The 26,961-nt window shown below is 62.0% G+C and carries 26 protein-coding genes, 1 tRNA gene and 2 pseudogenes; 11 read left to right on the top strand and 18 right to left on the bottom strand.

Annotation, left to right across the window (positions count from 1 at the left end; genetic code table 11):
* Positions 1 to 205: 205 nt before the first annotated feature.
* The gene (locus BJA_RS23185) at positions 206 to 364 is read left to right on the top strand and encodes a hypothetical protein (RefSeq protein WP_157839484.1); all 159 of its coding nucleotides are present in this window, start codon (positions 206 to 208) and stop codon (positions 362 to 364) included.
* A gap of 186 nt (positions 365 to 550) precedes the next feature.
* Here BJA_RS23185 and BJA_RS43875 read toward each other — a convergent pair whose 3' ends face one another.
* Both BJA_RS43875 and BJA_RS43165 read right to left on the bottom strand, forming a co-directional pair.
* Positions 551 to 667, bottom strand: a complete 117-nt coding sequence (locus BJA_RS43875; RefSeq protein WP_304553544.1) for an ATP-binding protein — start codon at positions 665 to 667, stop codon at positions 551 to 553.
* An 86-nt stretch (positions 668 to 753) separates the two neighbouring features.
* A pseudogene (locus BJA_RS43165) lies at positions 754 to 1,455 on the bottom strand (sensor histidine kinase); the annotation flags it as partial.
* A gap of 1,122 nt (positions 1,456 to 2,577) precedes the next feature.
* Between BJA_RS43165 and BJA_RS23175 the strand changes: the two are divergent.
* Positions 2,578 to 3,642, top strand: a complete 1,065-nt coding sequence (locus BJA_RS23175) for an IS110-like element ISBj4 family transposase (RefSeq protein WP_011087397.1) — start codon at positions 2,578 to 2,580, stop codon at positions 3,640 to 3,642.
* A 638-nt stretch (positions 3,643 to 4,280) separates the two neighbouring features.
* Here BJA_RS23175 and BJA_RS43160 read toward each other — a convergent pair.
* Together BJA_RS43160 and BJA_RS23165 are read right to left on the bottom strand one after the other, a co-directional pair.
* Positions 4,281 to 4,538, bottom strand: coding sequence for a hypothetical protein (locus BJA_RS43160; RefSeq protein ID WP_082901090.1), 258 nt, complete (start codon positions 4,536 to 4,538; stop codon positions 4,281 to 4,283).
* A gap of 432 nt (positions 4,539 to 4,970) precedes the next feature.
* Positions 4,971 to 5,495 carry a hypothetical protein gene (locus BJA_RS23165; protein ID WP_162494101.1) on the bottom strand — a complete coding sequence of 175 codons (525 nt, stop codon included), beginning with the start codon at positions 5,493 to 5,495 and terminating at the stop codon, positions 4,971 to 4,973.
* 257 nt (positions 5,496 to 5,752) lie between these two features.
* Between BJA_RS23165 and BJA_RS23160 the strand changes: the two genes are divergently transcribed.
* A complete protein-coding gene (locus BJA_RS23160) occupies positions 5,753 to 6,010 on the top strand; it encodes a hypothetical protein (RefSeq protein ID WP_011087394.1) in 258 nt (85 codons plus the stop codon).
* Positions 6,011 to 6,656: 646 nt separating this feature from the next.
* On the opposite strand, the gene BJA_RS23155 is transcribed toward BJA_RS23160, so the two are convergent.
* The 5 genes from BJA_RS23155 to BJA_RS23140 all read right to left on the bottom strand — a co-directional run bounded on the left by BJA_RS23155 (position 6,657) and on the right by BJA_RS23140 (position 9,471).
* Positions 6,657 to 6,986, bottom strand: a complete 330-nt coding sequence (locus BJA_RS23155; RefSeq protein WP_038967404.1) for a hypothetical protein — start codon at positions 6,984 to 6,986, stop codon at positions 6,657 to 6,659.
* A 1,070-nt stretch (positions 6,987 to 8,056) separates the two neighbouring features.
* Positions 8,057 to 8,293, bottom strand: coding sequence for a DUF6894 family protein (locus BJA_RS23150; protein ID WP_011087390.1), 237 nt, complete (start codon positions 8,291 to 8,293; stop codon positions 8,057 to 8,059).
* Between the two features lie 166 nt (positions 8,294 to 8,459).
* On the bottom strand, positions 8,460 to 8,594 hold the full coding sequence (locus tag BJA_RS43700; RefSeq protein ID WP_257784518.1) for a hypothetical protein: 135 nt from the start codon (positions 8,592 to 8,594) through the stop codon (positions 8,460 to 8,462).
* Between the two features lie 143 nt (positions 8,595 to 8,737).
* A complete protein-coding gene (locus BJA_RS23145) occupies positions 8,738 to 8,977 on the bottom strand; it encodes a hypothetical protein (protein WP_038967405.1) in 240 nt (79 codons plus the stop codon).
* Positions 8,978 to 9,204: 227 nt separating this feature from the next.
* On the bottom strand, positions 9,205 to 9,471 hold the full coding sequence (locus tag BJA_RS23140; RefSeq protein ID WP_038967406.1) for a hypothetical protein: 267 nt from the start codon (positions 9,469 to 9,471) through the stop codon (positions 9,205 to 9,207).
* A 352-nt stretch (positions 9,472 to 9,823) separates the two neighbouring features.
* On the opposite strand from BJA_RS23140, the gene BJA_RS23135 reads away from it, so the two are divergent.
* On the top strand, positions 9,824 to 10,030 hold the full coding sequence (locus tag BJA_RS23135) for a hypothetical protein (RefSeq protein WP_038967407.1): 207 nt from the start codon (positions 9,824 to 9,826) through the stop codon (positions 10,028 to 10,030).
* A 76-nt stretch (positions 10,031 to 10,106) separates the two neighbouring features.
* The gene (locus BJA_RS23130; protein WP_011087388.1) at positions 10,107 to 10,649 is read left to right on the top strand and encodes an RNA ligase family protein; all 543 of its coding nucleotides are present in this window, start codon (positions 10,107 to 10,109) and stop codon (positions 10,647 to 10,649) included.
* A 690-nt stretch (positions 10,650 to 11,339) separates the two neighbouring features.
* Here the strand turns inward: BJA_RS23130 and BJA_RS23125 are convergent.
* From BJA_RS23125 to BJA_RS23095, 6 genes and pseudogenes are all read right to left on the bottom strand, one after another.
* Positions 11,340 to 11,627, bottom strand: a complete 288-nt coding sequence (locus BJA_RS23125; RefSeq protein ID WP_097532509.1) for a hypothetical protein — start codon at positions 11,625 to 11,627, stop codon at positions 11,340 to 11,342.
* A gap of 37 nt (positions 11,628 to 11,664) precedes the next feature.
* Entirely contained in the window at positions 11,665 to 12,198 is a 534-nt protein-coding gene (locus BJA_RS23120) for a hypothetical protein (RefSeq protein ID WP_011087387.1), read from the bottom strand.
* 112 nt (positions 12,199 to 12,310) lie between these two features.
* Positions 12,311 to 12,592, bottom strand: a pseudogene (locus tag BJA_RS43155) (alpha/beta hydrolase); the annotation flags it as partial.
* Positions 12,593 to 13,210: 618 nt separating this feature from the next.
* A tRNA-Lys gene (locus BJA_RS23105) sits at positions 13,211 to 13,286 on the bottom strand.
* Positions 13,287 to 13,615: 329 nt separating this feature from the next.
* Complete coding sequence (locus BJA_RS23100; protein WP_011087385.1) at positions 13,616 to 16,285, bottom strand: glycosyltransferase; 2,670 nt, start codon at positions 16,283 to 16,285, stop codon at positions 13,616 to 13,618.
* 218 nt (positions 16,286 to 16,503) lie between these two features.
* Positions 16,504 to 17,100, bottom strand: coding sequence for a hypothetical protein (locus tag BJA_RS23095; protein WP_011087384.1), 597 nt, complete (start codon positions 17,098 to 17,100; stop codon positions 16,504 to 16,506).
* Positions 17,101 to 17,323: 223 nt separating this feature from the next.
* Here BJA_RS23095 and BJA_RS23090 point away from each other — a divergent pair, with 223 nt between their 5' ends.
* A complete protein-coding gene (locus tag BJA_RS23090) occupies positions 17,324 to 18,988 on the top strand; it encodes a beta-1,6-glucan synthase (protein WP_011087383.1) in 1,665 nt (554 codons plus the stop codon).
* Here the strand turns inward: BJA_RS23090 and BJA_RS23085 are convergent.
* Positions 18,948 to 19,328 (bottom strand): hypothetical protein, encoded by a 381-nt coding sequence (locus BJA_RS23085; RefSeq protein ID WP_011087382.1) that lies wholly within the window; start codon positions 19,326 to 19,328, stop codon positions 18,948 to 18,950. The two genes, BJA_RS23090 and BJA_RS23085, sit on opposite strands and share 41 nt — an antisense overlap.
* Positions 19,329 to 19,469: 141 nt before the next feature.
* Between BJA_RS23085 and BJA_RS23080 the strand changes: the two genes are divergently transcribed.
* A complete protein-coding gene (locus tag BJA_RS23080) occupies positions 19,470 to 19,688 on the top strand; it encodes a DUF7660 family protein (protein ID WP_038967412.1) in 219 nt (72 codons plus the stop codon).
* Between the two features lie 77 nt (positions 19,689 to 19,765).
* On the opposite strand, the gene BJA_RS23075 is transcribed toward BJA_RS23080, so the two are convergent.
* Positions 19,766 to 21,145 carry a hypothetical protein gene (locus BJA_RS23075; protein WP_011087380.1) on the bottom strand — a complete coding sequence of 460 codons (1,380 nt, stop codon included), beginning with the start codon at positions 21,143 to 21,145 and terminating at the stop codon, positions 19,766 to 19,768.
* Between the two features lie 172 nt (positions 21,146 to 21,317).
* On the opposite strand from BJA_RS23075, the gene glmU reads away from it, so the two are divergent.
* Complete coding sequence (glmU, locus tag BJA_RS23070) at positions 21,318 to 22,673, top strand: bifunctional UDP-N-acetylglucosamine diphosphorylase/glucosamine-1-phosphate N-acetyltransferase GlmU (RefSeq protein ID WP_011087379.1); 1,356 nt, start codon at positions 21,318 to 21,320, stop codon at positions 22,671 to 22,673.
* Positions 22,674 to 22,676: 3 nt separating this feature from the next.
* On the opposite strand, the gene BJA_RS23065 is transcribed toward glmU, so the two are convergent.
* Positions 22,677 to 22,895, bottom strand: coding sequence for a hypothetical protein (locus BJA_RS23065; RefSeq protein WP_028173960.1), 219 nt, complete (start codon positions 22,893 to 22,895; stop codon positions 22,677 to 22,679).
* A 220-nt stretch (positions 22,896 to 23,115) separates the two neighbouring features.
* Here BJA_RS23065 and glmS point away from each other — a divergent pair, with 220 nt between their 5' ends.
* The 3 genes from glmS to BJA_RS23050 all read left to right on the top strand — a co-directional run bounded on the left by glmS (position 23,116) and on the right by BJA_RS23050 (position 26,767).
* Positions 23,116 to 24,942 (top strand): glutamine--fructose-6-phosphate transaminase (isomerizing), encoded by a 1,827-nt coding sequence (gene glmS, locus BJA_RS23060; RefSeq protein ID WP_011087378.1) that lies wholly within the window; start codon positions 23,116 to 23,118, stop codon positions 24,940 to 24,942.
* A gap of 79 nt (positions 24,943 to 25,021) precedes the next feature.
* On the top strand, positions 25,022 to 25,792 hold the full coding sequence (locus tag BJA_RS23055; protein WP_011087377.1) for a DUF502 domain-containing protein: 771 nt from the start codon (positions 25,022 to 25,024) through the stop codon (positions 25,790 to 25,792).
* A gap of 105 nt (positions 25,793 to 25,897) precedes the next feature.
* A complete protein-coding gene (locus tag BJA_RS23050) occupies positions 25,898 to 26,767 on the top strand; it encodes an NAD(P)-dependent oxidoreductase (protein ID WP_028173962.1) in 870 nt (289 codons plus the stop codon).
* Positions 26,768 to 26,961 lie beyond the last annotated feature (194 nt).

The raw sequence follows: 26,961 nt of genomic DNA, 5'->3' as shown, positions 1-26,961 counted from the left end.
CAACCATCATCGTCGCAGCGCTGCTAGCTGCAACGGCTGCACATGCCGAGACGATCGATCTGAAATGCTGGGCGCGGGGCCTTACGGGTAGCGAGCGCAACTCGGTCTACATAACGGGGAACAGGTCACCGTTAATCTGGACGAGGGGACGATGCACTCTCGGACATTCGGAAGCAATTTGGCCGTCCACGTCACGGATACGCACTTGTTCTTTGAGACGGCGCTTACGCTCGGCAACATTTGGCAACATCTGTTCGACCCGACCGCTGTCTGGCAAGGTTTCATCAACCGCGTCGACGGCACGCTTAAGGCGCATAAACGCGACGGTACTGTCATCAGCGGGCACTGCCAGCTGGTCGGCTGAACCTGCCCATGTCGCAGATGGGTCAATCTCGCCATTCTTGCAGTTGGCCAGCCACGTCCGATCTACCCTCAACTTCAGACATACCGCTGCACCACGACAACGGAAGCGACGGGCCACCTGCGGAAGTTGCATCGTTTCGAGCTAGAATTCGGTCGGGGCCGATGCCGAGCATCCGCAATTCGCTGTTCACCGTCCCGAGAGAGGTAATCTCAAACGAAAAGTCGCACCGCCGTCAATTTTGTTCTCCGCCCCGATGCGCCCGTTATGAGCTTCAACAATTGTGCGGGCAATGGCCAAACCCATTCCCATGCCGTGAGGCTTTGTCGAAAAAACGGGTTGAATATCTCCTTGAGTTGGTCAGGGTCGATGCCTGCACCGACATCTGACACTGAAACCTCGCCAAAATTGCCGTCACGCGCCGTCGAGATTGTTACCTTTCGATCCGCGCGAGGAACGTTTTCCATTGCGTCAGCTGCGTTTACGATTAGGTTTACGAGGATCTGCTGAATTTGGACTTGATCGCCCTTGAACGGCAACAGCTCGGAACAATTCACGCTATTAAGATCACATTTCCTCATAGCTGCGTATGGAGAAAGCATTTGGACCGTATCGCGTACAATGTCGTTCAAGTCAGCACTGGTAACTTTGGACGGCGCCTTCTTGAGCAAGTTGCGCAGGCGCAGGATTACTTCAGACGCCCGCTTGTTATCGCGGTGTATGTCATCGACGACTTCGCTGATATCTCTTAGGTCTGGCGCTGGTGATTTGAGCATCAGTTGCAGCGTCTCGGCGTTGGTTAGAATAGCCCCAAGCGGCTGATTAATTCCGTGCGCTATCGACGCAGTAAGTTCGCCGGCCGTCGAATAGCGGTTAAGATGAGCAAGTTCTGCTGAACGACGGCTCGCCTCAATTTGAAAATACTGACGGCGGCGGCGCTCCAACAGTAGAGCCCAAATCGTTGCGCTCTGAAACAGTATGATCGCGCAGACGAGTGCGATTTGCCCACGATATCGCTCCCACGAGGTCCGATCACGAAAGTAAATCTCGCTTCCTGGAGGCAAGCGGTCTTCAGCAATCCGCCAGCGCTGCATCTCACGCCAGTCAAATCGTGGCGTCGAAAACTCCAGGGGAGGGATCCTGATATCGCCAGCCCTGTCACCTCTGAGGATGCGAATCACAGCGGCGGCTGTGGCGAGGCTCGTATCATGCACTGCGTTGAAGGGGCCGCCAACAGCGCCTTGTCCGATGAGTGGTTCAGTGTAACCAAAAATGGGTGCATTCGAGATCGCATGAAGTCTCCTGAAAGCTTCATCGCCTTCGTGCACAACTCCTTGCGCATCGACATTCATTCCCTCCCACAAGATTGCGGAGTGTGGTGCGAGACGAGCAGCCTCTTTCAGTATGTCTTCGAATGACAGATTGTCCCAGAATGTTAGTTCGACGCGGTCAGCTAAGGGCGTCGCTTCCTTACGAATTGCGTCCGACCAGAAGCGCTCGTTGGGAGACGTGCCGTTCACGATTGCGACGTTTTTGGTGTCAGGCAGCACCCTCAGGATGTTCTCCAAAAGGGCCTTGTAGTTTATCCGAATAGGTACGACAGCGTCGTTCTGCGTAAGTGTGACGTATTGGACGCGACGTTGCTCGAGGGTGGTAAGCACCATCGGGGTAGAAGTGAATAGCCGGTCGCGGTATTGCTGCACAAAGTTCGCCGCTGGCGCGCCGATGCTTACAATCACGTCGGGAGGTTTTTCGGCAAATAGAGCGGTGAGGTAGTCAACGAACGGAATGTCCGGATTACTATTATTGTGGCGAGCTGAAATGAGGGAATGGTCCGTAATATCAAGAAGCCAAGGCGATTGCCTTTTCAGCTCTTCCCGAATGCCTTGAGAATAGTCGCTCCAAGGCCTCATCTCGGTGCCGAACGAATGCAGCAACATGACTTGCTTATTATCGCTCGCCGAAACGACCGCTTCAGGCGATACAGCGAGGAGAAAAACAACAAGTCCCAAAGCGCCTGAAATACGATTCATGAACGCAAGCCGAATGCGCGGTATAGCCGGTATCGTCGGCAAAGCTCGCAGATGTTGACTCGGATACAAGATCCACTCGAACGCACGGCCCGGCCGGGAGACGTCCGCTAATGGGATGGTCCGGCCGTGCTCCTGCCCCGCCAGCGATAAGCTGGCCAGGGGCGCCAAGACAAGGAGCACGCCATGTCCCAGACACCCAGTACCGCGATCGCCGTGATCGGCATCGATATCGGCAAAAACTCGTTCCACGTCGTGGGCCACGATACGCGCGGCACCGTCGTGCTGCGGCAAAAGTGGTCGCGTGGCCAGGTCGAGGCGCGGCTCGCCAATATGCCGCCTTGCCTGATCGGCATGGAAGCCTGCGTCGGCGCACATCATTTGAGCCGCAAACTCGCATCGTTAGGTCACGATGCCAGGTTGATGCCGGCCAAATATGTCCGCCCTTATAGCAAAGGACCGAAGAACGACTTCAATGACGCCGAAGCGATTGCCGAAGCCGTGCAGCGCCCGACGATGAAGTTCGTGGCGACCAAGACCGCGGAGCAACTGGATCTGCAGGCGCTGCATCGGGTGCGCGAGCGGCTGGTGTCGCAACGCACCGGCATCATCAACCAGATTCGCGCCTTCATGCTGGAACGCGGGATCGCGGTGCGCCAGGGTATCGGCTTCCTGCGCACAGAACTGCCCACCATCCTTGCGACGCGCACCGATGCCCTGTCGCCACGCATGTTGTGTGTCATCGAGGAGTTGGCAGGCGACTGGCGTCGGCTGGATCAGCGCATCGATAGGCTCTCCGGCGAGATCGAAGCACTGGCCCGTCAAGATCAGGCATGTTCGCGCCTGATGACGGTGCCTGGCATCGGGCCGATCATTTCGAGCGCCATGGTGGCCGCGATCGGCACTGGAGACGTCTTCTCCAAAGGCCGTGACTTCGGCGCCTGGCTCGGGCTGGTGCCCAAGCAGATCTCGACGGGAGACCGCACGATCCTCGGCAAAATCTCAAGGCGCGGCAATCGCTACCTCCGCGTTCTGTTCGTCCAGGCGGCATGGGTGGTGCTGGTCAGGATCAAGAACTGGGAACGTTACGGACTCAGATCCTGGATCGAAGCCGCCAAGAAGCGATTGCACCACAACGTGCTGGCGATCGCACTCGCCAACAAGCTTGCCCGCATCGCCTGGGCGGTGCTGGCTAAAGGACGCGCCTTCGAGCTGACAAGGACCAACGATGCAGGCGTCCGACCCGCTTGATCGTCGCGCCGTGCTCGGCGCGGTCAAGGCGCGGCCTGGCAACGCCGGAGCCAGCCGCAAGCAAAGCGCAACGGCCGGCCTTGACCGCCCGTGCGCGCGACGCGACGCACGTCCTGCGGGCCGGGACGAAGGAACGGCCCCTGGCTCGAACACAGGAACTGCGAGGTAGGAGGAGCAAGCGATGACGTAACCCCATCAACAGGTTCCAGCCGAGGTCTGCGAGAGGATGAGACGAGATGGAGGTTCGGTCTTCCCGGCGCATGCGAACACTGGTGACCCAAATGGCCCAATCGAGGCCTGTCCGCTAATGAGAACGCACGCGCGCTGATATCCATGATGGCCCGGAGAAAATGCTCCAATCAAAGGCCGGATACATTGATGCAAGACCACACCACCTGATCGACGAACCTCTTGCTACGCACGGCCGGACCGTACATCTGGGTCAATCGGGCCGGTTTTACCTTCCGCCAGCCACGTCCGTCTCCCCCGAACAACGAGCATCGTTAGACGGGCTCGGCTCGTCCCTTTTGTGGCTTCCGTCCTCTGCGAACAGGCGAATTGCTGATGATAAAAACGTAAACGGATACGAACCTGGCTTGCCGTGTGCCGCGCCAAGGTCGTGCCCCGCAAAAAGTGCCTTACCGCCGCACCCCTACGCGATTGACGCCACCATTTAAATTGCCACCGGCGTTATGACGGACCGCAGCGCGCGCCACCGGACGAGGCCTGAGCACGACGCCTGCCCGGGCAACGCAGCCGCTCGGATATTCAACGTACTGGCAGTACACGACCGCCTTGGCTGGGGCTGGATTGAGAGTGAGACCTGCAAGCCCTAACAAGGCGCTGGCAGCAATCCCGGTAACAGTCGCTGACTTGATCGAAAGACGCCTCCGCATGGCGGACCTCCTCTTCGCGCTTGCGTCACTGAAGGTGACGGAAGCCGCCTCATCAGGTGCGGCTAAAAAATAGCGTGAGCGCCAAGGGATCGCTGACGTTGACCTAGATCAAAGGATGGTTTGCCATCATGCGGCTGCAGCCGGCGACGTCCGCCGTCAGAACTACCGCTAGACGCTTTCCAATCAAAGCACGACAAACCACGGGCTAGGCAGCTGCAATGTCCGTTGCGGGTCATTCGCGTCGGTCGGGCGCCCGGCCAACCGCGTCCGGTCTATCCCGATAACCGGACAACACAAAAGCGGGTCCGGACTTCGCATTCGGGCCACAACCGGACATGAACCCGATGCCCGCGTGATATCCTCGGCTCTCGCTCACGTCCCTTGACCGAGGACGCAAGGACTAATGAGCAAGCCAGTGCGATGGATAGTTACTCAGTGCCCGTCAAAACTGGCGCGAGGCGTATTTGTATCATCAAGTTGGTGAAGTTCGCCGAAGCGCTTCGCGCGTGAAACAGATGCCATGCGCGAGCTATTGCAGGGCGCAACAATGGCGGCGAGATCACGACCGCGTAGGTACATCATTTTTGGGGTCAACCCGCCGTGCCGTGCAATCCAGGCGCGCACAGCAGCTGGATAGGTCTGCATCAGGTCCTGTGTCCCGGATGCGCTGACGACACGTTTGCCGGAGCTATCGAACATCCATGCCGCATGGAAACCAAGCACCGCGTCAGGGGTGACGCAGATTCGGTCGCTCGGCACCAATCCGAGCACCATCGTGCAGGCGGAAACGCATGTGCCGGCAATGACGACGGACTCGCCGGAGTCGCGAACCTGCTGGAAGCGCGTCGTGTAGTCCCGCATCTTTCCGCCGATGTCGGCGCTGATAATTACGGTCGCGGAAGCCGATGTAACGCTTAGTGCCGTCGATACAACGACAGCAATCAGGCACGCTCGCATGTCCATTTCCCCGGCAGCATCGGATCAATCCTACGGCACGCATCGCAAATCGCGTGCCACCAGCCGAGGTGACCAGCTAAAGAGCTGATTTAAATAAGTGTTCTTGAAATGGGTGACGCGGCTTACCCTTGTGTAACGGGAAAGCAATTTCGCTGAAGCCTAAAAACGCGGCAGTCTCACGCCGCTTTGATGAAGATCAATGCAACAAGAGCTGTAACCTACCAGAGGCACTTTCGAGTAAAAGCGGGAGAAAAATCATGGCTACCAAATACATCCTTGCCGTCGCACTCATAACGCCATTCCTGACTGTGTCCGCCATGGCACAGCAATACCAAGGCGGCCCGAAATCGTCTGTTCCGCCCCCGACGCAGCAAATGAGCAGCGGAGGCGATATCTACGCGCAGGGAGTCGATATCTACGCGCAGGGAGTCGATATCTACGCGCCTAGAGTTAAAGCCAACAAGCCCCACGCCTATCGCGGTGGCCCGAAGACTGTCGTTCCGCATGGTCGTTGAGAGAACGTCGCTTCGGATTATTTGCGTCGATTTGATCGTGCGCCAATTCCTCTAAGCGGACAGCTGCGTCTCCGCATGCCTTCCACGTGTCACGATGAACAACATGATGGATTATATGTCGTTCGCAATGATGGGCGGGATGGCAATCGGCTGGGTTCTTCTCCTTGTTTTTCTGGTGCTCGGGATCGCTGCCCTGATCAAGTATCTTCGCACTTGACCGGTCGACCTTTCGGTATGGGTCAATCGCGTCGCTTTGATCGCGTGCCGTTCTCTTCCGGTCTGTCTCGGTGTGCGGACATCGTCAGATCGCCCTGGCATGTCTCACACGGGCAAGATACGGACTCCAGACGGCTTCAATGCATCTTCTTCCGAATCTTCCGGATGAACTCGCGCTGCTCCTCGATGTCCTCGCGGACCATCTCTCGAAGGTCCTTCAGCCCACTCGTGCTCCTCTTGGGCAGGAGGCTTCTTGGGTGGTTCCTTTTTCTCTCATGTTTGACCCCTTTGGAGCACCTGCTCAACCTCATGAGGTGGTGCTCCCATGCGGGCCAAAAGGGGTCTCGGCGGTATTTGCTCGCGCAGCAAGAAAGCCGCCAGGAAATGATTACATGTTGATCTGCATTAAAAACGGGGGGTCGGAATACGCTTAACGGCTGCCCCTCTCGCGCAAGCGATTACAGAAATCTTCCAGCACAGTCTGCAAGTTTTCGCAGTTTACGAGTAGCCGCTCCGCTTGTTCGCGCTCCGTTGTGCCGAAGGGATGACCATCGCGCATCTCCGTCATGCGCTTAACCCGATCACGTCCATCTGCGGCTCTTTTCTCCGCAAATTCGAGATGTTCCTGATCGTGCGCGAGCTTATCCAGTTCGGCGATCAATAGCCTGGTTATGGCCATTTGGCTGTTAAACGTCAGATCACTGCCGGTCAGGAGCCCGATGTAGTGATCTACGTTGGCTTTAGCGACGAACTGTTGCATCGGCCCCCTTAATCCCACTCCCCACGATGCCATTCTGCACCTGGACCGGACGTCTGGAAATATATTTCCTGCAGGAATTGTCACGTCGGCGTGACGAAAAGCTGTCGGGGTCGGCGACGCCCGCTATGGGTCAAAAGCGGCGGTCGGGCGTTTGCATGCGGCAGGTCCGATCTACCCTTCATAGCGGACCTGCTTACGCCCGCGACGCCAACTATCCGTGCGCCGATCCGATCCCCAATAGAGTTCTTCGGGACGCCGCATAACGCCCGTCTCGCGAGCGCTAAATCCGCCGTAGCGCTGAGCCTCGTGGTGGAAGGCACCACCCGTAAATTTCCCAAGTGTTGGCAACCAAGCGCGCTGGTTAAGTGGTCGGCAGGTTCTGAGCGCCGCACCATGAAAGCACCGAAGCCAAAACAATGGGCCGAGCAGGAAGTCCGACGCTTGGTCAGGCTCGCCCGGCAGGGCGTTGGCGTATCGAGGATAGCAGCCGAACTGGGCCGCCATGCCGGATCGGTGAGGCGAATGGCGCGAACGATGGGAATACTGTTGAAGAAGTAGCCGTCGCTCGACGCGCATAGGCGCTGATCAGTTGAATGCAGGGCGGCGGCACTACAGACCAAAACTGCGGCGCATCTCCCGCACAAGCCTGAACGCAGCGTCAGTATTTCGGCCGTAGAAGAGCGCCTGATCGAGCTGCGAAAGAATGGTCAGCCCAAATAGTGCGATAGCAATGCCTCTAAACATGGTTGTGGACCGGGTTGAACCATACAGCGAAAGTTCAAATCGGCCCCAGCCGCAGGTTGGGAGAAACAGCCGGGGCCGACATTCCCATTCCGTGTGCCGTAATCAGCGGTAATCGGCACACTCCCAGCAAGCCACGCTAATGCTAATGAATTGTTTCGAAGGACCGAAATTCGGAAGAAAGCGCTTTGATGTCGCAGCGCCCGCGCTTCGCAGTGTAACACGCGGGTCGGAGCCCCGACTAAACCACCCGGTGGGGAAGTCACGCCGAGCGCGAACGTGCACATCCACCTAAACTTTCGGTCGGCAAAAGTTTAACGTCTCGCCGGTCAGATCACTTTGGCTTTCTCTGCTCGAATGTGCAGAACGTAAAGCATGTTTTGAAACTCGTCGGTCACTTCCATCCGCCAGTCTCGGCCCGGCACCAGTTTCCCGTCAATGCCTTGGAGCATCTGCCCGGCCGTGACTGTGGTCTCCTTCGACGCTGCATGCTTGTCAGGAAGCTCCTCGCCCTCGCGGTCGATCTCGGTGCGCTCGTGCGTGATGTGAAAGAAGTATCTCGGCATGCGCGGTAATGCGCTACGGCGGATTCTGTTCCTATGGCGACTACTCAGGTGGCCGCAAACCGGGTGAGGTCAGCCACTCTGTCATGTGCGAGCCCGTTCTTGCCCCCGCTCCGCTGGGGGTCCCATTTTAATGGCGCCAAGGGCAGCTACCTGAGAGACGAAACCCTCAGTGCAGCTTGCGAGCTAGTTTCTTGATGACCTCGCGCAGGTCCTTTGTGTACTCCTCGACGATCCGCCGCGCTTCCTCTAACCGGGACGGCTTGGGCTTCTTGACCGGCTTTTGGGGGCAGGGCCTGCGCATGGGACGATGCTTCGGCCGAATTGAAGATCGCCATTGAGCCAAGTCAACGGTTCCGCAGATTAGGACACCTCTCAGATCGAGCAGGAAGTCAAAGCTGGTCTGTGGCGCGTTACCGGGGTCCAGAGCCACGTGTTGAGGTGGCTTCAGTCAGATTTCCTCCGTGCAGCAATCTCTTTGACCTTTGTCAACGTTCGCTCGAATTGCGATGTGAGATACTGCTCGTGCGCCAGGTCAGTCGGCTTCACCAGAAACGCGACTTTCACGAAGAAGCGGTTCAACAGCGAAGTAATCAAAAGATTGTCCGAGTATTTTGAACGGAGCGCCGTAAGCTGGCGACGCATCTCTACGAGATCAAGCGTTTCGTAGTCCGGCTGCTCTCTCAAGTGACGCTCGCGCGACTATCCAGTTCGAAGTCGCTGCACCGAGTATAATGGTGCGGCGACTTCGATGGGGTGTACCGGAAAGGGCAATATCCGGTGTGCGCAAACCTAGTCCTCTAGCGCGCGGCCGCAATCACGGTCTGGAATTAAGCTTGATGTTCGTGCTGCAAGTTAATTCTGGAACTGTGGCTGAGGCGAAGGAAGTGTCGAAAATGCGCTGCCCGGGCCGTTCAATGTTGAGCGCAGCGTGGGCACTCCCCATCTGCTGCCTTGCTAAGCTGCCGCGCGAATTCTTGTCTGAGGTCTTGCGTCTCCCAATTCGTGCCATCGCTCCTAACGATCCTCTTGGCGCGCTCGAAGGCGTGGCTTTCGGCTGCATCGTCGCCGACGCGGATGGTGACTTCAGAGTGGAAGGGGCAGACGGCGACGGCACGGGTTGTCTCCAGCGCGTAGTGCACAGTTGCGCTGAGATCGTCGGCATAATCTTCAACGGACATGTCGGGCCTCCCTGTCCGCATCTTGGGCGTTGCGATTGAGGTAAGGCAAGGCCCGGTGTGTCTAGGAGCCCGGGCCTCATAACCTCAGCAGCCTGACAACAGGTTGTTCGGCTCCGCGTCCAGTCTGTCCGAGATGGGATGCTCTCACTCTGATGCTGCGCAAAGCTCCATCGGGCCAGCCTGACCCCTTGGGGCTGGAGGGGACAAGTGCGGGGCCAAGCGGTCCGACGGCTGGCGCCTGACGAGGTGCCATGCAATTGGAGGCTAGTCCCAGTCGGCGATAGCGCTCTGTTCACTTGTGAGCCGGAACAGGTATTTGTAATGTTCCCTCACTGGAACATCGAGGCCGCAAATGAAAGACATGCAGGCCCAACTGGAGAAGCTACAGCGAGATACCGCTGAGTGCGCCCTTATTCGCGACTTAGCGACTGACCCAAAAAAGCGCGAACTGTTTGCCAAACTGGCTGAACACCTTGCAGTGCTCGCATCCGCAGTGGAGCAGGCTATCGGTGAGAGCGCGGGCAGCGACATCGCTCCTGATCTGCCGCCCAGGCCGTAATAATGTGTGGCGCCGCTTGAGCGGGTTGCCCTAAGCTCCATCTCGCAATCAGGCATCGAATGCCTATTTTTCCCGCATGCGTTCATTTGAGTTTTGCCTGCCGAGCAAGGGCATTTCGGTCCCGGACGGCCCCGATTGGCTTCATGAAGTAAAGTACGACGGCTATCGCCTCCGTCTGGAGCGCGATGGCGACCGCGTGCGCCTGATCACGCGCGGCGGGTACAACTGGGCCACTCGCTATCCTTGGATCGTCGAGGCCGCTCGCAAGGTCCGCCAGAAGCAATTCGTGCTCGATGGCGAAGCGGTCGTGCTCGGCGTCGATGGAATCTCAGATTTTAATGCGCTTCACTCGCGCAAGTACGATCATGAGGTGCAGTTCTGCGCCTTTGATATTCTTGCTGAAGGTGGTGACGATCTCCGCATGCTCCCGTTGTCGATGCGGAAGACGAACTTGGAGCGCCTGCTGGCGCGGCATCCTGAAGGCGTTTTCGTTAATCCCTTTGAGCGTGGCGAGCTTGGACCTGACCTATTCCGCGCCGCGTGCGACATGGGTCTTGAAGGATTGGTATCGAAGCGTCGCGACCGGCCTTATAGGCGGGCCGGAGCAAGCATTGGGTAAAGGTAAAAAACCGCAGTCACCCCGCGATGGAACGGGAGCTGTGAGGTCGCGAACAAACAAGTTGGCAGCACCAGCATGTTGCACGCAAGCAACTCTTCTCTTGTTCCATGATTTGCGCCGTGGTTTCGGCTTCACACGATAAGCCTGACCTGCGTAGATAATCTGCGCGCAAATTGGCTGATCGGCGGGGAAGAAGCCGCGCGCATTTATCCGGCGCCTACAGAAAGACCGTCTGTAGATGGTCTTTCTGTAACGCCCGGCCGTTCGTATTTAGTCACGCAGGAGAATATTCGGGCTTTCCCGCGATCTCATATTATTTATGGGGCCGACTATGTTGGATGACGAATTCAATAGGCAACGTGCGAAAGTATTGCGTGAACTCGCAGAGCAAGCTGACCCTTTCATCAAAAAGCGGCTTTTAAATCTAGCGCAGCGCTACGAACCCAGTCAGCCCGCAAAGCAGAAAGGCCCCGACGATGTTGCACGTCGGGGCCTTTCAAGATCGTCAGGCACGGGTACCTCCGCCGGGCCTTCCGATCATTGATATCGCCGATTACACCATCCGATCTTGGTGCAGACTATGACAAGGCTGCTTCATCGGGGTGATCACATTCGGCCTGAAGGCTGATGGCCGCCAGTTCTGCGGCCAGCTCGCTGAACCGGACGAGCTGGCTGCTTCGCAGCGGGATCTTACGCCGTTTGTGACGTTGCCTCTTGTTCGCCGAGAATGACAATCATCGCGTCAACAGCCCGAACCGCCGCCGCCACGCAATGCGAACCTTCTTCTTTCGCTCGTAAGCCAGCTGGCGCACGGTCTCGGGTCCGAATGCGGTCGATCTCAGAGCGGCCCAATGGGGGCAGCGCTGCCCCCATCTCCGCCGCCACCGAGTTCGGGATGCGAGACGGATCGCGGCCAATCCAGCCATCGAGCCGGTTCATGATCTTGTACGGCTCGCCGCCGGGGGGCGCAAATTTCATGAGGTCACCTCCCGCTCGTGAGTGGGCTCCAACGTGCTCATCGCGCGATGAGGCCCTTGAGGGACTGCTTCACGGGAGAATATTTGAAGTGTGGCTCCTTCGGCGGCTGAGCAGGCGCAGGCACCTGGGCCGTTCCGTCGTCGGGACGCGGCAGCTCGGCCGATGCCGTACCAGCAACCACGGCATCGGCATGCGCACGCAACAGTTTGCTGACCAGTTCCAACGCCGCAGGGACCTCCGCGCGACAGATCGCCATGAACTTGTCGAGCCCGAGCGCGTCGAACACCACCGGGACCGCACGAGCCGTGTGCTCGGAGAGGCGCGCGGCGATGCTATTGAATTCCGCGCCGACCTGGGTCAGCTCGCGAACGAGCAGTTCGATCTCGGCGGCGGTCTCAGCACGCACCTTGCGGTCCGCGATCTCGGCCTTAGTACGCTCAAGGGCCTCCAGCTGCTGATCGACTTCGGTGAGGGCAGCCTTCAAGGTGGCGCTACGGTCCTGTGCCGCACGCAATGCCGCTTCCGCGCGGTCAAGCTCGGCGTCATCGCCGTCGATGGGCGGCGGAGACATCGCCCGCTACGTTGCCCGACACGGCTCCGCTCGCGTCTCGAAGTTCGTGCTGCTGAGCTGCGTCACGCCATTGTTCGTCAAGACCGCGGATCACGACGGCGTCGACAAATCGGTACCCGACCGCAATAGGTGCGCTGATGCCGTACTGTTCACGGGCCTGCTGAATGAAGTCGCCGAGCTCGAGCGCACGATCCCGTACGTCCTCCTCGTCGAAGACGCCCTCCGCCAGGCGGCGCAAAAACCGCGGCATTCCGTTCTCCAGAACGCGACCGCGGGGCGAGAGGAGAGGGGAGCCAGGCGAGATCATGGCGCCGAGCCGCAGAAGATCGTTCTCGTCGCCTCCCGTGCCGTGAAGGATCCGAAGCTCCGATCGCACGGTAACTGACCGTGCGATCCAGCGGACTTAGCTTCCCATAGCCTCCCCAGATCTCTCCGGGGGCGAACGCCGGCGCTTCAAAGTCGAACAGGGATAGAAGAGCAGGGTTCGGGTCAACACCTACTCGGGCCACGCGGTCGCTCGCCGCGAGATACCGCACGATTGCCATCGCGGCGTGGGCATCGCACGCGACGGACCGGCTCGGCTCCAAGCACTGGCTGTGCGATGACCGCCCGCTTCGCGCGGTGCCAAAGTTCAGTAACGGGCCGGTCTGACGTCAGTGTCAAACTTCAGTCTCGGCTTCCAACGCCACCAGGACAGCTCTCGGGGCCGCCCAAACGGAAAGGGGCAATGTTGCCAAAGGAAGCCCGTGCCAAAATCAAAATGCGCCAGTGCCAAAGTTAAACGCGTACGACAGCCACACGCCGCTTGAGATGAAAACGGAGGGTCCTTCGCATAAGGTTCATTACGCGAAATTGGATGTCCAGCGACGTGTCTGCTCGTGTTTGACAGACGTCCCGACATTGAGAACAGGCCACGAACCGGGTTTGCCAACTCGCTATCAAAAATTGTCAACCGTCGGGGTCGCCGAACGTTTCGGGTATAATCTAAGACGTTGATAAGACTTCTGTTATTTGGTGAGCGCGCTGGGGCTCGAACCCAGGACCCCGTGATTAAAAGTCACGTGCTCTACCGGCTGAGCTACGCGCTCCCATGGCCGCGGATGGCTTTCAAGATCGATCGCCATCGTCTTCGGACATTCGAGAAGCATGTCTTGCCGCTGCGCTGAAGCTCGCGTCGCGGGGAAAAACCGGCTGTTTCCGGATCATGCTTTCGGCCCGCGCTGTGTAGGGTGAGTGGCTGCTGAGGTCAATAGCGCGGGTGGCTGCCGCAACTCTTGGCAGGAGCGGGGATTTGCTCGCGGTGTCCGCAGCTTAAGCCGGAATTTTCAACCCGATTGGCGGCCCGCTATCCACTCCGAACGCTGCCTGTGGCTTGGCGGCGCGGAGGTTTCGCCCGCGCCGAGAAGCCATCCGGCCGTCAGTTCGCCTCGCGCCTGACCTCGTTCGGCACGGCTTGCGGCGTGCCGGCGGGGGTCGGCAGGGCGACCGGGCGCAGGCCAATCAGCTCGGCGGTGCGGATCGCGCTGTCGCGCCAGAACTGGAACGAGTTGATGCGGCTGAGCTCGAGGATGGCGATGGCGACCGCGGCCAGGAACGGCAGGCTTTGCAGCACCAGCACGCCGGCGAAGATGTAGATCTCGGTGATCTGCCGGAAACTGTTGGAGGCGATCAGCACGCCGGCGCCGATCAGGAGCAGGGCGCCGATCACGGCCTCCCAGAACGCCTGGAACTCGATCGACATCCTGGACAGGCCGCCCTTGGAGGTGCGCGCGAAGGCGATGTGCTCGGTGATCAGTCCCTGCGCGACCGCGCGCGACACCGTCCACTGCACGCTCATCGCCGCGATCATCGCACCCAGCATCTGGCCGGGTTTGATCGCGACGCGCGCACGGTACATCGACAGGAAATGCGCCAGCGAGACGACGAAGGCGCCGATGATCGGCAGCGTCAGGATCTTGTCGGGGATGGCGATGTCGGCAAAGGCAACGATCGGCACCCAGACGAGGTTGAGCAGCGCCACGACCACGCCGAGGCTTTCGGCTCCCAGCCAGTTCAGCCAGCCGAGGCCGTATTCGCGCTTCTGGTCCGGCGTCAGCCGGCTCCGGCCGGGCAGGAAGTGCCGCCAGTGCTTCTTCACGATCTGGAGGCCGCCATAGGCCCAGCGGTGACGCTGCTTCTTGAAGGCCTCGTAGGTGTCGGGCAAGAGGCCCTGGCCGTAGCGGTGGTTGGTGTAATGCGTGACCCAGCCGAGCTCCTGGATCGCAAGGCCGAGATCGCTATCCTCGCAGATCGTGTCGCTCGACCAGCCGCCGGCCATGTCCATCGCGGCGCGGCGGATCAGGCACATCGTGCCGTGCACGATGATGGCGTTGGCCTCGTTGCGCTGGACCATGCCGATGTCGAAGAAGCCGGCATATTCGCCGTTCATGATGTAGTGCATGATCGACAGGTCGCCGTCGCGATGTTCCTGCGGCGCCTGCACGAGGCCGACGCGCGGGTCGGCGAAAGCCGGCACGAGGTCCTTCAGCCAGTCGGGATCGACGACATAGTCGGCATCGAGGATGCCGATGATCTCGGCATCGACGGCGGTGCGGTCCATCGCGATGCGCAGCGCGCCGGCCTTGAAGCCCTGCACCTTCTCGGCGTTGATGAACTTGAAGCGTTCGCCAAGCGCACGGCAGTGGTCCTGGATCGGCTGCCAGAAGGCGGGATCCGGCGTGTTGTTGATGATGACCACGCATTCGTAGTTCGGGTAGTTCAGCCGCGACAGCGCATCGAGCGTCTGCTTGAGCATCTCGACCGGCTCGAAGTAGGCCGGGATGTGAATCGAGACCTTCGGGTAGTAATTTTCGGGAACGTTCTCGACCGGCTTGCTCTTGGCGAGCAGCCGCTGCGGCGGCCGGCCGAAGGCGACGGCCGCGATCTCGTCGATGCGCGCCATCGCGATCAGCACCAGCGGAACAAGCAAGATCATGCCGAGCGTCAGCGCGAAGGCCGAGCCGAAGATGAAATAGTGGCCGTTCCAGAACGCGAACACGGTGGCGGCCCAGGCACCGACGCCGTTGGCGGTTGCCGACAGCAGGAACGCCTGCTTGGCGGTTGGCTGCTGCAGCCGCAGGATCGGAAGCGACAAGAGGACGCCGACCAGCAGCGCGATCGTCATCAGCTTCCAGTAATCAGGGTTCTCCACCGGGCCGGTCCAGGCGAATTTCGGCTCGCGGCTGGCGTTGAGGATGCCCCAGTACGGACCGACGCCGCCTTCGAAGAACTTCCAGGGCTGATCGATCGCTTCGACGATGTTGTATTCCATGCCGATGGCTTCGGCGCGGCTGACGAAGTTGCGCAAGGTCAGCGCCTGCTGGAACGGACCGGGGTCGGCGTTGCGTAAGTTGTAGCCCTGGCTCGGCCAGCCGAACTCGGCGATCACGATGCGCTTGCCGGGGAACAGGTTCCGCAACAGGTTGTAGCGGTCGACGGCCTGGTCGACCGCCTGGTCCGAGCGGAAGTTTTCCCAATAGGGCAGCACGTGCGCGGCGATGAAATCGACGTTGGAGGCAAGGTCCGGATTGTCGCGCCAGATGTTCCAGATCTCGCCGGTCGTGACGGGCACGCGGACCGAGCCCTTGACCTTCTTGATCATGTCGATGAGGTCTTCGACCTTCTGCTCGCCGCGGTAGATCACCTCGTTGCCGACAACGACGCCGACGACGTTGCTGTTCTTGCGGGCGAGCTCGATGGCGGCCTTGATCTCGCGCTCGTTGCGATCCTTGTCCTTGTCGATCCAGGCGCCGACGGTGACCTTGAGACCGAACTCGGCCGCGATCGCCGGCACCAGCTCCACGCCGCCGGTGGACGAATAGAGGCGGATCGCGCGCGTCATCGTCGAAAGCGTCTTCAGGTCGGCGCGGATTTTCTCGACGGTCGGGATGTTGTCGATGTCGGGATGGGCCGAGCCTTCGAACGGCGCGTAGGAGACGCTGGGGAGCAGACCCCTGAAGTCGGGCGCGGGTTCCTTGTCGCGCAAGACTCCCCACAGCCCAGCATGAAGTGCGGACACAAGCAACAGAACGGCGGCGACAACGCGCATCGCGGCTAAACCAAAAGGGGCTGGGGTGGCAGGGAAGCGGATCTGACCCCGAGATCCGACCGAGTCCGCGGCAAATGGAGCATATCTCTGCCGCGCGGTTTCACAACTGTCATGGCCTCATGTCCTTATGAGGGCATGTCCTTTTTCGAAGAACGCGTCGCAGTGCCAATCGTTTCTATGGCCGGTCGTTCATGAACGGAGGCTGAAGCGACCCGCTGCTATTTCTGGGGCGCTGGTGTCGGGCTTGCCGCTGGCGCGGGGCTCGCGGCGGGCTGCGGGGCCTGCGCGTTGCCTGATGTCGGCGCTGCCGGCTGGGATGCCGCGGCCGCCGCCTGCTGCGGCTGGGAGGCCGGATTGATCCAGCAGGCGTGCACACGGCTGTCCAGGGTCTCGGCGACCTTGGGATCGATCTGGCCGCCGAAGCGGGTCAGGCAGCGGAAGGCGGCCTGGATGTGGCCGCCGGGGCAGCCGAAGCGGTCGTAGAGGTCGAGATGGCGGAACGCGGTATCGAGGTCATCCCGCCACATCAGCCGCACCACGCGCCGGCCGAGCCAGACGCATTCGGGGTTGCCGGCCGGGCCGTTGATGACCTGGGCGGCTTCGGCGAACTCGTCGGTGCGGCGCTGGTTCTGGGCGGCGTCCTTGGCGGCGGCGTCGGCGGGCTGGGCGGCGGCTTTGCCCTGATCGGGGGCGGGCGTGCCGCTCTGGGCGGAGGCGCCAGCGAGACCAGCCAGGGCCAGAAGAGAGGAGACGGCCAAGGTAGCGGCGAACTGCCGCAGGACCGCATTTCGTGACTGACGCACCCGTTGCCGCATGAATTCCCCAACTTCTCCGCTGACCGCCCGCGTCAGGATCCCGCGGACGCGTCGGTGATGGCGTCCAAATGGGTCTCCAATGCGGCGGAAAATTCCCGGCCAGTTGCATGACCTGTATTTCGAATTTTGTCCAGCAAAGTCACGATCCTAGGCCTCTGTCGAACGGCCGCAGGTAAATTCCTTGGGGGAGGGAGGGATCCGCTCCGAACCACCCCCTTGGCAGATGGCGCGCGAGCAGGTAATCGACGGCGCTTCGCGGAGGACGGAACCGATTTCACTTCGTACGCCACTGGCGCTTCTGCTCGTTTCACTGGGTGCGATTGCTGCCGTGTGGTGGTGGCTGGCCACGCCAATCACGCTCGCGCGCGCCCCGATCGACCCCGCCGACAAGGTTCAGTGCGTCTCCTACGCGCCGTTCCGCGGCGAGCAATCGCCGCTGAACGCATGGACCCATATCGAGGCCGACCAGATCGAGCAGGACCTGCGCCAGCTCAAGGAGATCACCGACTGCGTCCGCACCTATTCGATGGAGAACGGGCTCGACCAGGTTCCGGCGATCGCCGCCAAGGTCGGCGGGCTCAAGGTGCTCCAGGGTATCTGGCTCTCCAGCAACCGCGCCAAGAATTTTGAGCAGGTCGCGCTCGCCGTTCGCCTCACGAAGGAATACCCCGACATCATCACCTCGGTCATCGTTGGCAACGAGGTGCTGCTGCGCGGCGAGATGACGACGGCCGACCTCGTCTCCTTCATCCGCGCGGTGAAGGTGCAGGTTCGCGTGCCCGTCACCTATGCCGATGTCTGGGAGTTCTGGCTGAGGAATCGCGAAGTCTACGAGGCCGTCGACTTCGTGACGATCCACATCCTGCCCTATTGGGAAGACGTTCCGGTGCGCGCGAAATTCGCGGCTGCCCATGTCGAACAGATCCGCGAGCGCATGGCGGTGGCGTTTCCGGGCAAGGAAATCCTGATCGGCGAAACCGGCTGGCCGAGCGAAGGGCGCATGCGCGAGGGCGCGCTGCCGTCGCGCACCAACCAAGCGCGCGTGGTCTCTGAAATCCTGAGCCTTGCGAAGGCGCAGAAGTTCCGCGTCAACCTGATCGAGTCCTACGACCAGCCGTGGAAGCGCAAGCTGGAAGGTACCGCGGGCGGCTATTGGGGTCTCTATGACTCCGTGCGGCGGAACCTGAAATATCCGCCGGGCGAGCCGATCAGCAATTTCCCGTACTGGAAATGGTACATGGGCGCGGGTATGGGCCTTTGCGCGCTGGTGTTCGCGGTCGCTATCATCACGCTGCGCCGGCGGCCCTGGACGCCGCGCTTCTCGACCTGGCTCGGCGTCGCCATCTCGGCGACCACGGCAGGCGTCCTGCTCGGGGTCGGCGCCGACAAGGTATACTATGAGAGCTACGGCTGGGGCGGCTGGCTGCACTGGGGTGCGCTGCTCGCCGCCGGCATCCTGTCGCCGATCTTCTGCGCGCAGGCGCTGGTGATCGGCCGCAGCCTGCCGACCTTCCTTGACCTGCTCGGCCCGAGCGAGGGGCGGAAATGGTCAAAGCTCACCGCCGTGCTCGGCCTCACGCTGGCGGTGACGGCGGTGATCGCGGCACAGACCGCGCTCGCCTTCGTGTTCGACCCGCGCTACCACGACTTCCCCTACGCCGCGCTGACGATGGCGGTGGTGCCGTTCGCGATCCTGATGCTGAACCGGCCGCAGATCGGCGTGCGTCCGATCGCGGAAGCGGTGTTCGCAGGCGTGCTCGCGCTGTCGGCCGCCTATGTGCTCTTCAACGAAGGCCGCGACAACTGGCAGTCGCTGTGGACCTGCGCGATGTATCTCTTGTTCGCGCTCACGCTGTGGCGGGCGCGGGCCGAGCAAAGCCAAGAATGAGCAGGCCGATCGCGAGGCCCGACAGCACGACATTGTAGAGCACGATGCCGAGGCCGGCGGCGACAACGCCGACGGTGAGCAGCACGATCGACGGCCGCATCAGGTTCAGCGTCGCCACCACCAGCGCGACGATGCCGAACACCGAATTCTTGAACAGTACGGTCGAGACCGAACGCGCCTTGCACATCAGGGTCTGCAAGCCGGCGTCGCAGGCAAGTCCGACGTTCGAGTTCTCGATGCCGAGATAGCGCAGATAGATCGCATAACCGACGGCTACGAAGCCGACAACGATCAGGAACTGCACCTGGTAGGGCGTGAGGCGGAAGGGCTTTTTTGTCATGCGCGCAATATGGTCGGGATGACGGGAGGGGGCAACAGGGGCGACCAACTTTTCTGTCCGTCGCTCGCAAGCCGTTAGACTGGCAGTACAGTCAGGATCTTTGGTTCGCGTGCTATCTTTGTGGCAGATGGAGGGGCCGAAATGGATGTAGAGCAGGTTCAAGACAGGAAGAGTTTCGTCGAGTTTGTGGCGGCCATGCGCAACGAATTGCTAGTAGGGGCCAAGGGCTGGGAGAATGTCGATCTTGCTGACTTCCTCGAAGCAATGACGGCATGGGCACATGACAGCCATAGCCCCGCTAACCCAAATCCGTGGCGGCACGCGGCTGCCTTGATGTGGGCGGGTAAGCTATACGAGTAGCGCTCGCTGAAATTAAATTCGGCACAAAATTGATACTGATGTCGGTAGCTAACCGATCCAATCGGCACGACCATTCCCTACCGCCTGAAGAACGACGACAACGTCGATCCCGCCGCGGCCGTCTCCGGCTTGGCCGGTGCTGCCGGCTGCGCCGCAGGTGCAGGCGCGGGCTCCTCGCGCTTCGACGAGCGCTTTGAGGAATAGCTGCGGCGGCGCTTGTCCGGCTTGGCGGTGGGGGCGGGCGCAGGTGCGGTCTCGGCTTGCGGCGCCGCATCCGGATTCTTCTCGGCGTTCTTTTCCTGAACCCGGTCCTGAGACTTTTCTTGTCCCTTCTCCGAACCGCCGCGCATCGACAGGCGCTGGCCGTCGAACACGGTGGTCTCGCAGTGACGGTCGTTCTCGGCGAGACCCGCGCAGAGCTTTGCTGCGGCGGCCGCGTTGATCAGCGGGCCGGCGCCCAGTCGGAGCTGCATGCCGAGGCCGGTGGTGCCTTCCTTGATCATGATGATCGGCCGCAGCGTGGCAACTTCCGGATTCGATTTGGTCACGCCGCGCCAGAGCGCGCGCAGGCCGTCGATCGAGTTGGCGCCGCCGAGATCGATCGCAAAGCGCGTTTGCTGAACCGCGATCGCGGGAGCCTCGCTTTCGGTTGCCTCCGGCGGCTTGGCTGATGCGGCTGTGATTTCGGTCGGGGCGGGTGTCGGCTCGGGCTTCTTCTCGGCGGTCTTCTCGGTTGTCTTTTCAGTCGTCTCGGGCTGAGTCAATTTCGACGCGGCGGGATCAGGCGGTGCCATGATCGACTTGGAGGGCACCAGCGGAAGCATCGGCAGCGCCGATGTCGTCGCCGGCGACTGCTGCACGAGGGAGGCTGCGGCCGCGCTCTGCGGCGGCGGGCTCGACGGCTCCTTCGCAGTCTCCTTCACGGTGTCTTTGGTCGCCTCCTTCGCCTGTTCCTTTGCGGCTGCCGCGCGCGGCTTGTCGCTGGATGGAGATGGCATCGAGGCGACCGGCGCGACGCTCGGCGCCGCAGGCTGCGCGTCGGGCGCCGGCGTGTCCTGCGGCTTCGCGCTCTGCCTGGCGATGGCGCCGGTGACGGAATCGAGCCCTTGCTCGAGCACGGTGACGCGCGAATAGAGCCGGTCGCGATCAGCGTTCAGCGTCTCGACGGCGGCGGCGAGGCGGCGCGCCTCGTTCTGGCTTTCCCTGGTCAGCAGCTGGAGCCGGTCGGCCTGGCGCACGAGATCGGCGGACGCCATCTGGTCGCGCCGCCAGCCGAGCTGGGCTTGGTTGGCCATCACCGCGATGACGACGGCGCCGACGGCCGCAACGCCCCAGGAGCCCAGCCGCCACATCATGCGGCGGTCGAACGCGCTTTCCTCGGCCAGAAGTCCGGAGAACAGCCCGCCAGTCTCCTTGGTGCCGAAGGCATCCGCCAGTGGGTCGGAATCCTTTGCCATGAACGTTAAGTGCCCAGCCCCGTTCAGCTTCCCCGAATCAATCAGGGAACATTAACAGGAAAAGCGTGTCGCACTTGAATTCCGGGCGTTTGCGGGGGTAGCAAGGCGGGCAGCATAGGGCGGCCTGCCGCCTGCCGCGCCAGTTGATTCGGCCGTATCTGACAGGATCTCGATGACCGCCCGCTCCAGCCTCACGATCGTGCTCGCCGCCGGCGAAGGCACGCGCATGCGCTCACACCTGCCGAAAGTGCTGCATCCCGTCGCTCACCAGACGCTGCTCGCCCATGTGCTCACCGCCGCTCCCAAGGGAACCGGCACCTCGCTCGCCGTCGTGATCGGCCCGGATCATCAGGCGGTGGCCGATGAGGCGAGGCGCATCCGCCCCGATGCGGTCACTTTCGTGCAAGCCGAACGGCTCGGCACCGCGCATGCGGTGCTGGCGGCGCGCGAGGCGATCGCGCGCGGCGTGGACGACCTCTTGATCGCCTTCGGTGACACGCCGCTGATTTCGGCCGAGACCTTTGCGCGTCTGCGCGCGCCGCTGGCCAACGGCGCCGCGCTCGCCGCGCTCGGCTTCCGCGCCGCCGACCCCGCCGGCTATGGCCGCTTCATCGTCGAGGGCGACCGCCTGGTCGCGATCCGCGAGCAGGCCGATGCCAGCGCGGACGAGCGCAAGATCGATCTGTGCAACGCCGGCGTGATGGCGATCGACGGGCGCCGCGCGCTCGCGATCCTGGATAAAATCGGCAATGCGAATTCCAAGGGCGAATATTATCTGACGGATGCGGTCGAGATCGTCCGCGAACAGGGATGGGAGTCCGTGGTGATCGAGACCAGCGAGGACGAGGTGCGCGGCATCAACACCAAGGCGCAGCTCGCCGAAGCCGAGAGCGTGATGCAGGCGCGCTTGCGCAAAGCCGCGATGGAGGCCGGGGTGACGCTGATTGCGCCCGAGACCGTTTATCTGTCCGCCGACACCGTGTTCGGCAAGGACGTCACCATCGAGCCGTTCGTGGTGATCGGCCCGGGCGTCTCGATCGCCGACGGCACGGTGATCCACTCCTTTTCGCACATCGTCGAGACCACGCTCGGCAGGAACGTCTCGATCGGACCCTATGCGCGGCTCAGGCCCGGCACCTCGCTCGGCGACGGTGCGCGGATCGGCAATTTCGTGGAGACCAAAGCGGCGACGCTGGAGGCCGGCGTCAAGGTCAACCATCTCTCCTACATTGGGGACGCCACCGTCGGCGCCAATTCCAACATCGGCGCCGGCACCATCACCTGCAACTACGACGGCTTCAAGAAGCACAAGACCATCATCGGGCAAGGCGCCTTCGTCGGCACCAACTCCTCGCTGGTGGCGCCGGTGAAGATCGGCAACGGCGCCTATATCGGCTCCGGCTCGGTGATCACGCGCGACGTGCCCGACGACGCGATGGCGCTCGAGCGCAACCAGCAGACCATCAGGGAAGGCGGCGCGGCGCGCTATCGCGAGATGAAGACGCGCGGCAAGAAGCCGGAGAAGTGAGCGCTATTCGTCGTCGGCGAATTCGGAGAAGATCGCGCGGGTCAGGCGCCAGCCGCGCGGCTTGGCGCGCTTGGCCGGCTCGCCCTGCGGGTGCTTGGTGAAGACGGGCTTGCTTTCCTTGCCGCGCTGGGGCGGCGGCCAATGGGCGAGGTGCGTGCCCGTGGTCTCGCTGGCACGCAGATACAACGACGACAGACCTTTGCGGTCGGATGAGCCTTTCATGGCCTTGTTCTCCTGACCGGAATCGTTGGTCAAACTTGTTGACAACAAGTTAACGTGCGGGGTTAAAGGCCGGCCACATCGACGCAGGCCGGGCAATGGCGCCGGCGAATGCTGTCTCAATCAGCAATAATTATTGAGTATCTGGTTCCTTAGGAACTTCGCTAAAAACTGAGCGCGTCGTTTTGGCGATTTTTCGACGATTTGGGGGATATTGATCCGCATGTGCGGGATTGTTGGCATTCTCGGGCGCGAACCGGTTGCAGAGCAATTGGTGGATTCGCTCAAACGTCTTGAATATCGCGGCTACGACTCCGCGGGCGTCGCCACGCTCGAAGGCAGGCATCTCGAGCGCCGCCGCGCCGAGGGCAAGCTGAAGAATCTGGAGAAGCGGCTGGAAGCCGAGCCGCTGAAGGGCACGACCGGCATCGGTCACACCCGCTGGGCCACCCACGGCAAACCGACCGTCAACAACGCCCATCCGCATGCGACCGAGCGCGTCGCCGTGGTCCACAACGGCATCATCGAGAATTTCCGCGAGCTGCGCGAGGAGCTCGAGAAGAACGGCACGGTGTTTCACACCGAGACCGACACCGAGATCGTACTGCATCTCGTCGACGACCTGCTCACGCGCGGCAACAAGCCGGTCGAGGCGGTGAAGCTGGCGCTGGCGCGGCTGCGCGGCGCGTTTGCGCTCGGCTTCATCTTCGCCGGCGACAACGATCTGATGATCGGCGCCCGCAACGGCCCGCCGCTCGCGATCGGCTATGGCGACGGCGAGATGTATCTCGGCTCCGACGCCATCGCGCTCGGCCCGTTTACCGACACGATCAGCTATCTCGAGGACGGCGACTGGGTGGTGCTGACCCGCAATAGCGCCACGATTTTCGACAAGGACGGCCACGCGGTCCAGCGCGAGAAGATCAAGCACGCCGCCTCGACCTCGCTGGTGGACAAGGCCAATTACCGCCACTTCATGGCCAAGGAGATCCACGAGCAGCCGGAAGTGGTCGGCCACACGCTGGCACGCTACGTCGACATGGCGACCGAGCGCGTCTCGCTGCCGGTCAAGCTGCCGTTCGACTTCAAGAACATCCAGCGCATCAACATCACCGCCTGCGGCACCGCGAGCTATGCCGGCTTCGTCGCCAAATACTGGTTCGAGCGCTTCGCGCGCCTGCCGGTCGAGGTCGACGTCGCCTCCGAATTCCGCTACCGCGAGGCGCCCTTGCGCAAGGGCGATCTCGCCATCTTCATCTCGCAATCGGGCGAGACCGCCGACACGCTGGCGGCGCTGCGCTATGCCAAGGCCGAGGGCGTGCACACGGTGGCTGTGGTCAACGTGCCGACCTCCACGATCGCGCGCGAGAGCGAGACGGTGCTGCCGACGCTGGCCGGGCCCGAGATCGGCGTCGCCTCGACCAAGGCCTTCACCTGCCAGCTGATGGTGCTCGCAAACCTTGCGATCGCGGCCGGCAAGGCTAGAGGCGAATTGTCCGACGAGGACGAGACCAAGCTCGTTCACGGACTCGTCGAGATCCCGCGCCTGATGTCGGATGCGCTCACCACCGAGCTCCAGATCGAGAAGCTGGCGCGCGAGATCGCGAAATCGCGCGACGTGCTCTATCTCGGCCGCGGCACCAGCTTCCCGCTCGCGCTCGAAGGCGCGCTGAAGCTGAAGGAGATCTCCTACATCCACGCCGAGGGCTACGCCGCCGGCGAGCTGAAGCACGGCCCGATCGCGCTGATCGACGAGACCATGCCGGTCGTCGTCATCGCACCCTACGACCGGGTGTTCGAGAAGACGGTGTCGAACATGCAGGAGGTCGCCGCCCGCGGCGGCAAGATCATCCTGATGACCGACGCGAAGGGCGCGGAGGAGGCGACCGTCGAGTCGCTCGTCACCATCGTCATGCCCGACATGGCGGCGGCGTTCACGCCGATGGTCTATGCCGTCCCGGTGCAGCTGCTCGCCTATCATACGGCCGTCATCATGGGCACCGACGTCGACCAGCCGCGCAATCTCGCGAAATCGGTGACCGTGGAATAGGCAGAAGGGATCAGGCTGCGCTCTTCCAAAACCTGCTAGAAGACCCTAGCTTGAATGCAGCGACTGACCTGGAACCCGAATGACCACCCGCGACGACGCGCCTGCGCCGCTTGATCCCATCCCGGAACCGCATACCGGCCTGATGGGCCGCATCCGCAACTACTTCCTGACCGGCCTCGTGGTGACGGGGCCGATCGCGATCACTCTCTATCTGGTCTGGTGGTTCGTCACCTGGGTCGACGGCGTGGTGCGGCCGTTCGTGCCGCTGGCCTATCGTCCGGAAACCTATCTGCCGTATGTCGTCCCCGGCTGGGGACTGATTGTCGCATTCTTCACGCTGACGCTGGTCGGCTTCCTCGCGGCCAACCTGATCGGACGGACGCTGGTCGATGTCGGCGAGACCTTCCTCGGCCGCATCCCGGCGGTGCGCGCCATCTACCGCGGCCTGAAGCAGGTGTTCGAGACGCTGTTCTCGGGCAAGGGCTCGAGCTTCCGCAAAGTCGGCCTGGTCGAGTTTCCGTCGCCGGGCATGTGGTCGATCGTGCTGATCTCGCAGTCGCCGAATGAAGAGGTCGCGCGCAGCCTGCCCGGGCAGGAGGAGCACGTCTCGGTGTTCCTGCCGTGCTCGCCGAACCCGACCACGGGCTTCTTCTTCTACGTGCCCAAGAGCAAGATCGTCGAGGTCGACATGAGCACCGAGGATGCCGCGACCCTGATCATGTCGGCCGGCGTGGTGCAGCCGGGCGCGGCACCCGACCCGAAGAAGGCCGCGGCGCTCGCGGGCATGGCGAATGCCGCGCGCATCGCCAATGCGTCGGCACTCCAGCCCCAGCCTGCGAAGGTGGAGTAGGGCCATTCCCCTGCGGGATGGCCGCGATCACGCCAGGCCTCGCATCGTCTGCTAGTCTTCCGGTTGAATCGGGCGCATCGCTCGGTGTTCGACCTGGAGTGCACGATGTCCAAGACGACGTCAAAGACCATTGCGATCCTCGCGCCCGGTGCCATGGGCAGCGCCGTGGCCCGCCGCCTCAGCGAAAACGGAGCGCGCGTGCTGACGTCGTTGAAGGGGCGGAGCGAGGCGACGCAAAAACGCGCGGCGGATGCCGGCATGATCGGCGCGGACGACGAGGCGATCGCCGAGGCCGACATCATCCTCTCGATCGTGCCGCCGGGCGAGGCCGTTGCACTCGCCGAACGCCTCGCCGCGCTGATCGTCCGGCGCGCGAAGAAGCCGGTCGTGGTCGATTGCAACGCCGTCAATGTCGACACCGTGCTCAGGATCGAGGAGATCATCGGCTCGGCGCAGGCGCCGTTCGTCGACGCCGGCATCATCGGCTTCCCGCCGCAGCCCGGCGGCAAGAGCCCGGCCTTCTACATGTCCGGCGAGCACGCCGGCGATGTGGCCGTTCTGAAGGAGCTCGGCCTCGACATGCGGATCGTCGAAGGCCCGGTCGGCGCGGCTTCCGCGCTCAAGATGTCCTACGCCGGCATCGTCAAGGGCCTGGCCGGCATCGGCTCGGCCATGGTGATCGCGGCAACGAAAGCGGGCGCCGCGGATGCGCTGCGCGACGAACTCGCGCTGAGCCAGCCCGCGGTCCTGGCCCGGCTCGAAGTCGCGCTGCCGGACATGATCCCGAAGGCCTATCGCTGGGTCGCGGAGATGCGGGAGATTTCCGGCTTCCTCGGCGCCGATCATCCGGCCAGCCAGATCTACGAGGGCTTTGCGCGCTGGTTCGAGCACCTCGCCGAGGACGCGAAAGGCGAGGCGGTGGATGCCGGGCTGATGAAGGCGTTCGCCGCGAGCATCGCGCAGAAGAAGGCCTAGTCGTCCGGTCTCACGTCGTTGACTTGCCGTCCATTGGCGCGGAATCCAAAAATTCCTGGACGTCCCGGTTGCGTTTCAGGCGCACGACCGGGACGTCAGCGCATGGCAGGAAGGTTGCATGAAGTCGGCCGCGGCGAAAGGGCAAGTCTTCTGAAACGGCTCTATCCACGTCGTCATTGCGAGGCTCATCTGTT

This window comes from Bradyrhizobium diazoefficiens USDA 110, assembly GCF_000011365.1.
GTDB classification, from domain to species: Bacteria; Pseudomonadota; Alphaproteobacteria; order Rhizobiales; family Xanthobacteraceae; genus Bradyrhizobium; species Bradyrhizobium diazoefficiens.
The sequence above is the reverse complement of the archived record's forward strand: the minus strand, read 5'-3'. Positions and strand labels throughout refer to the sequence as shown.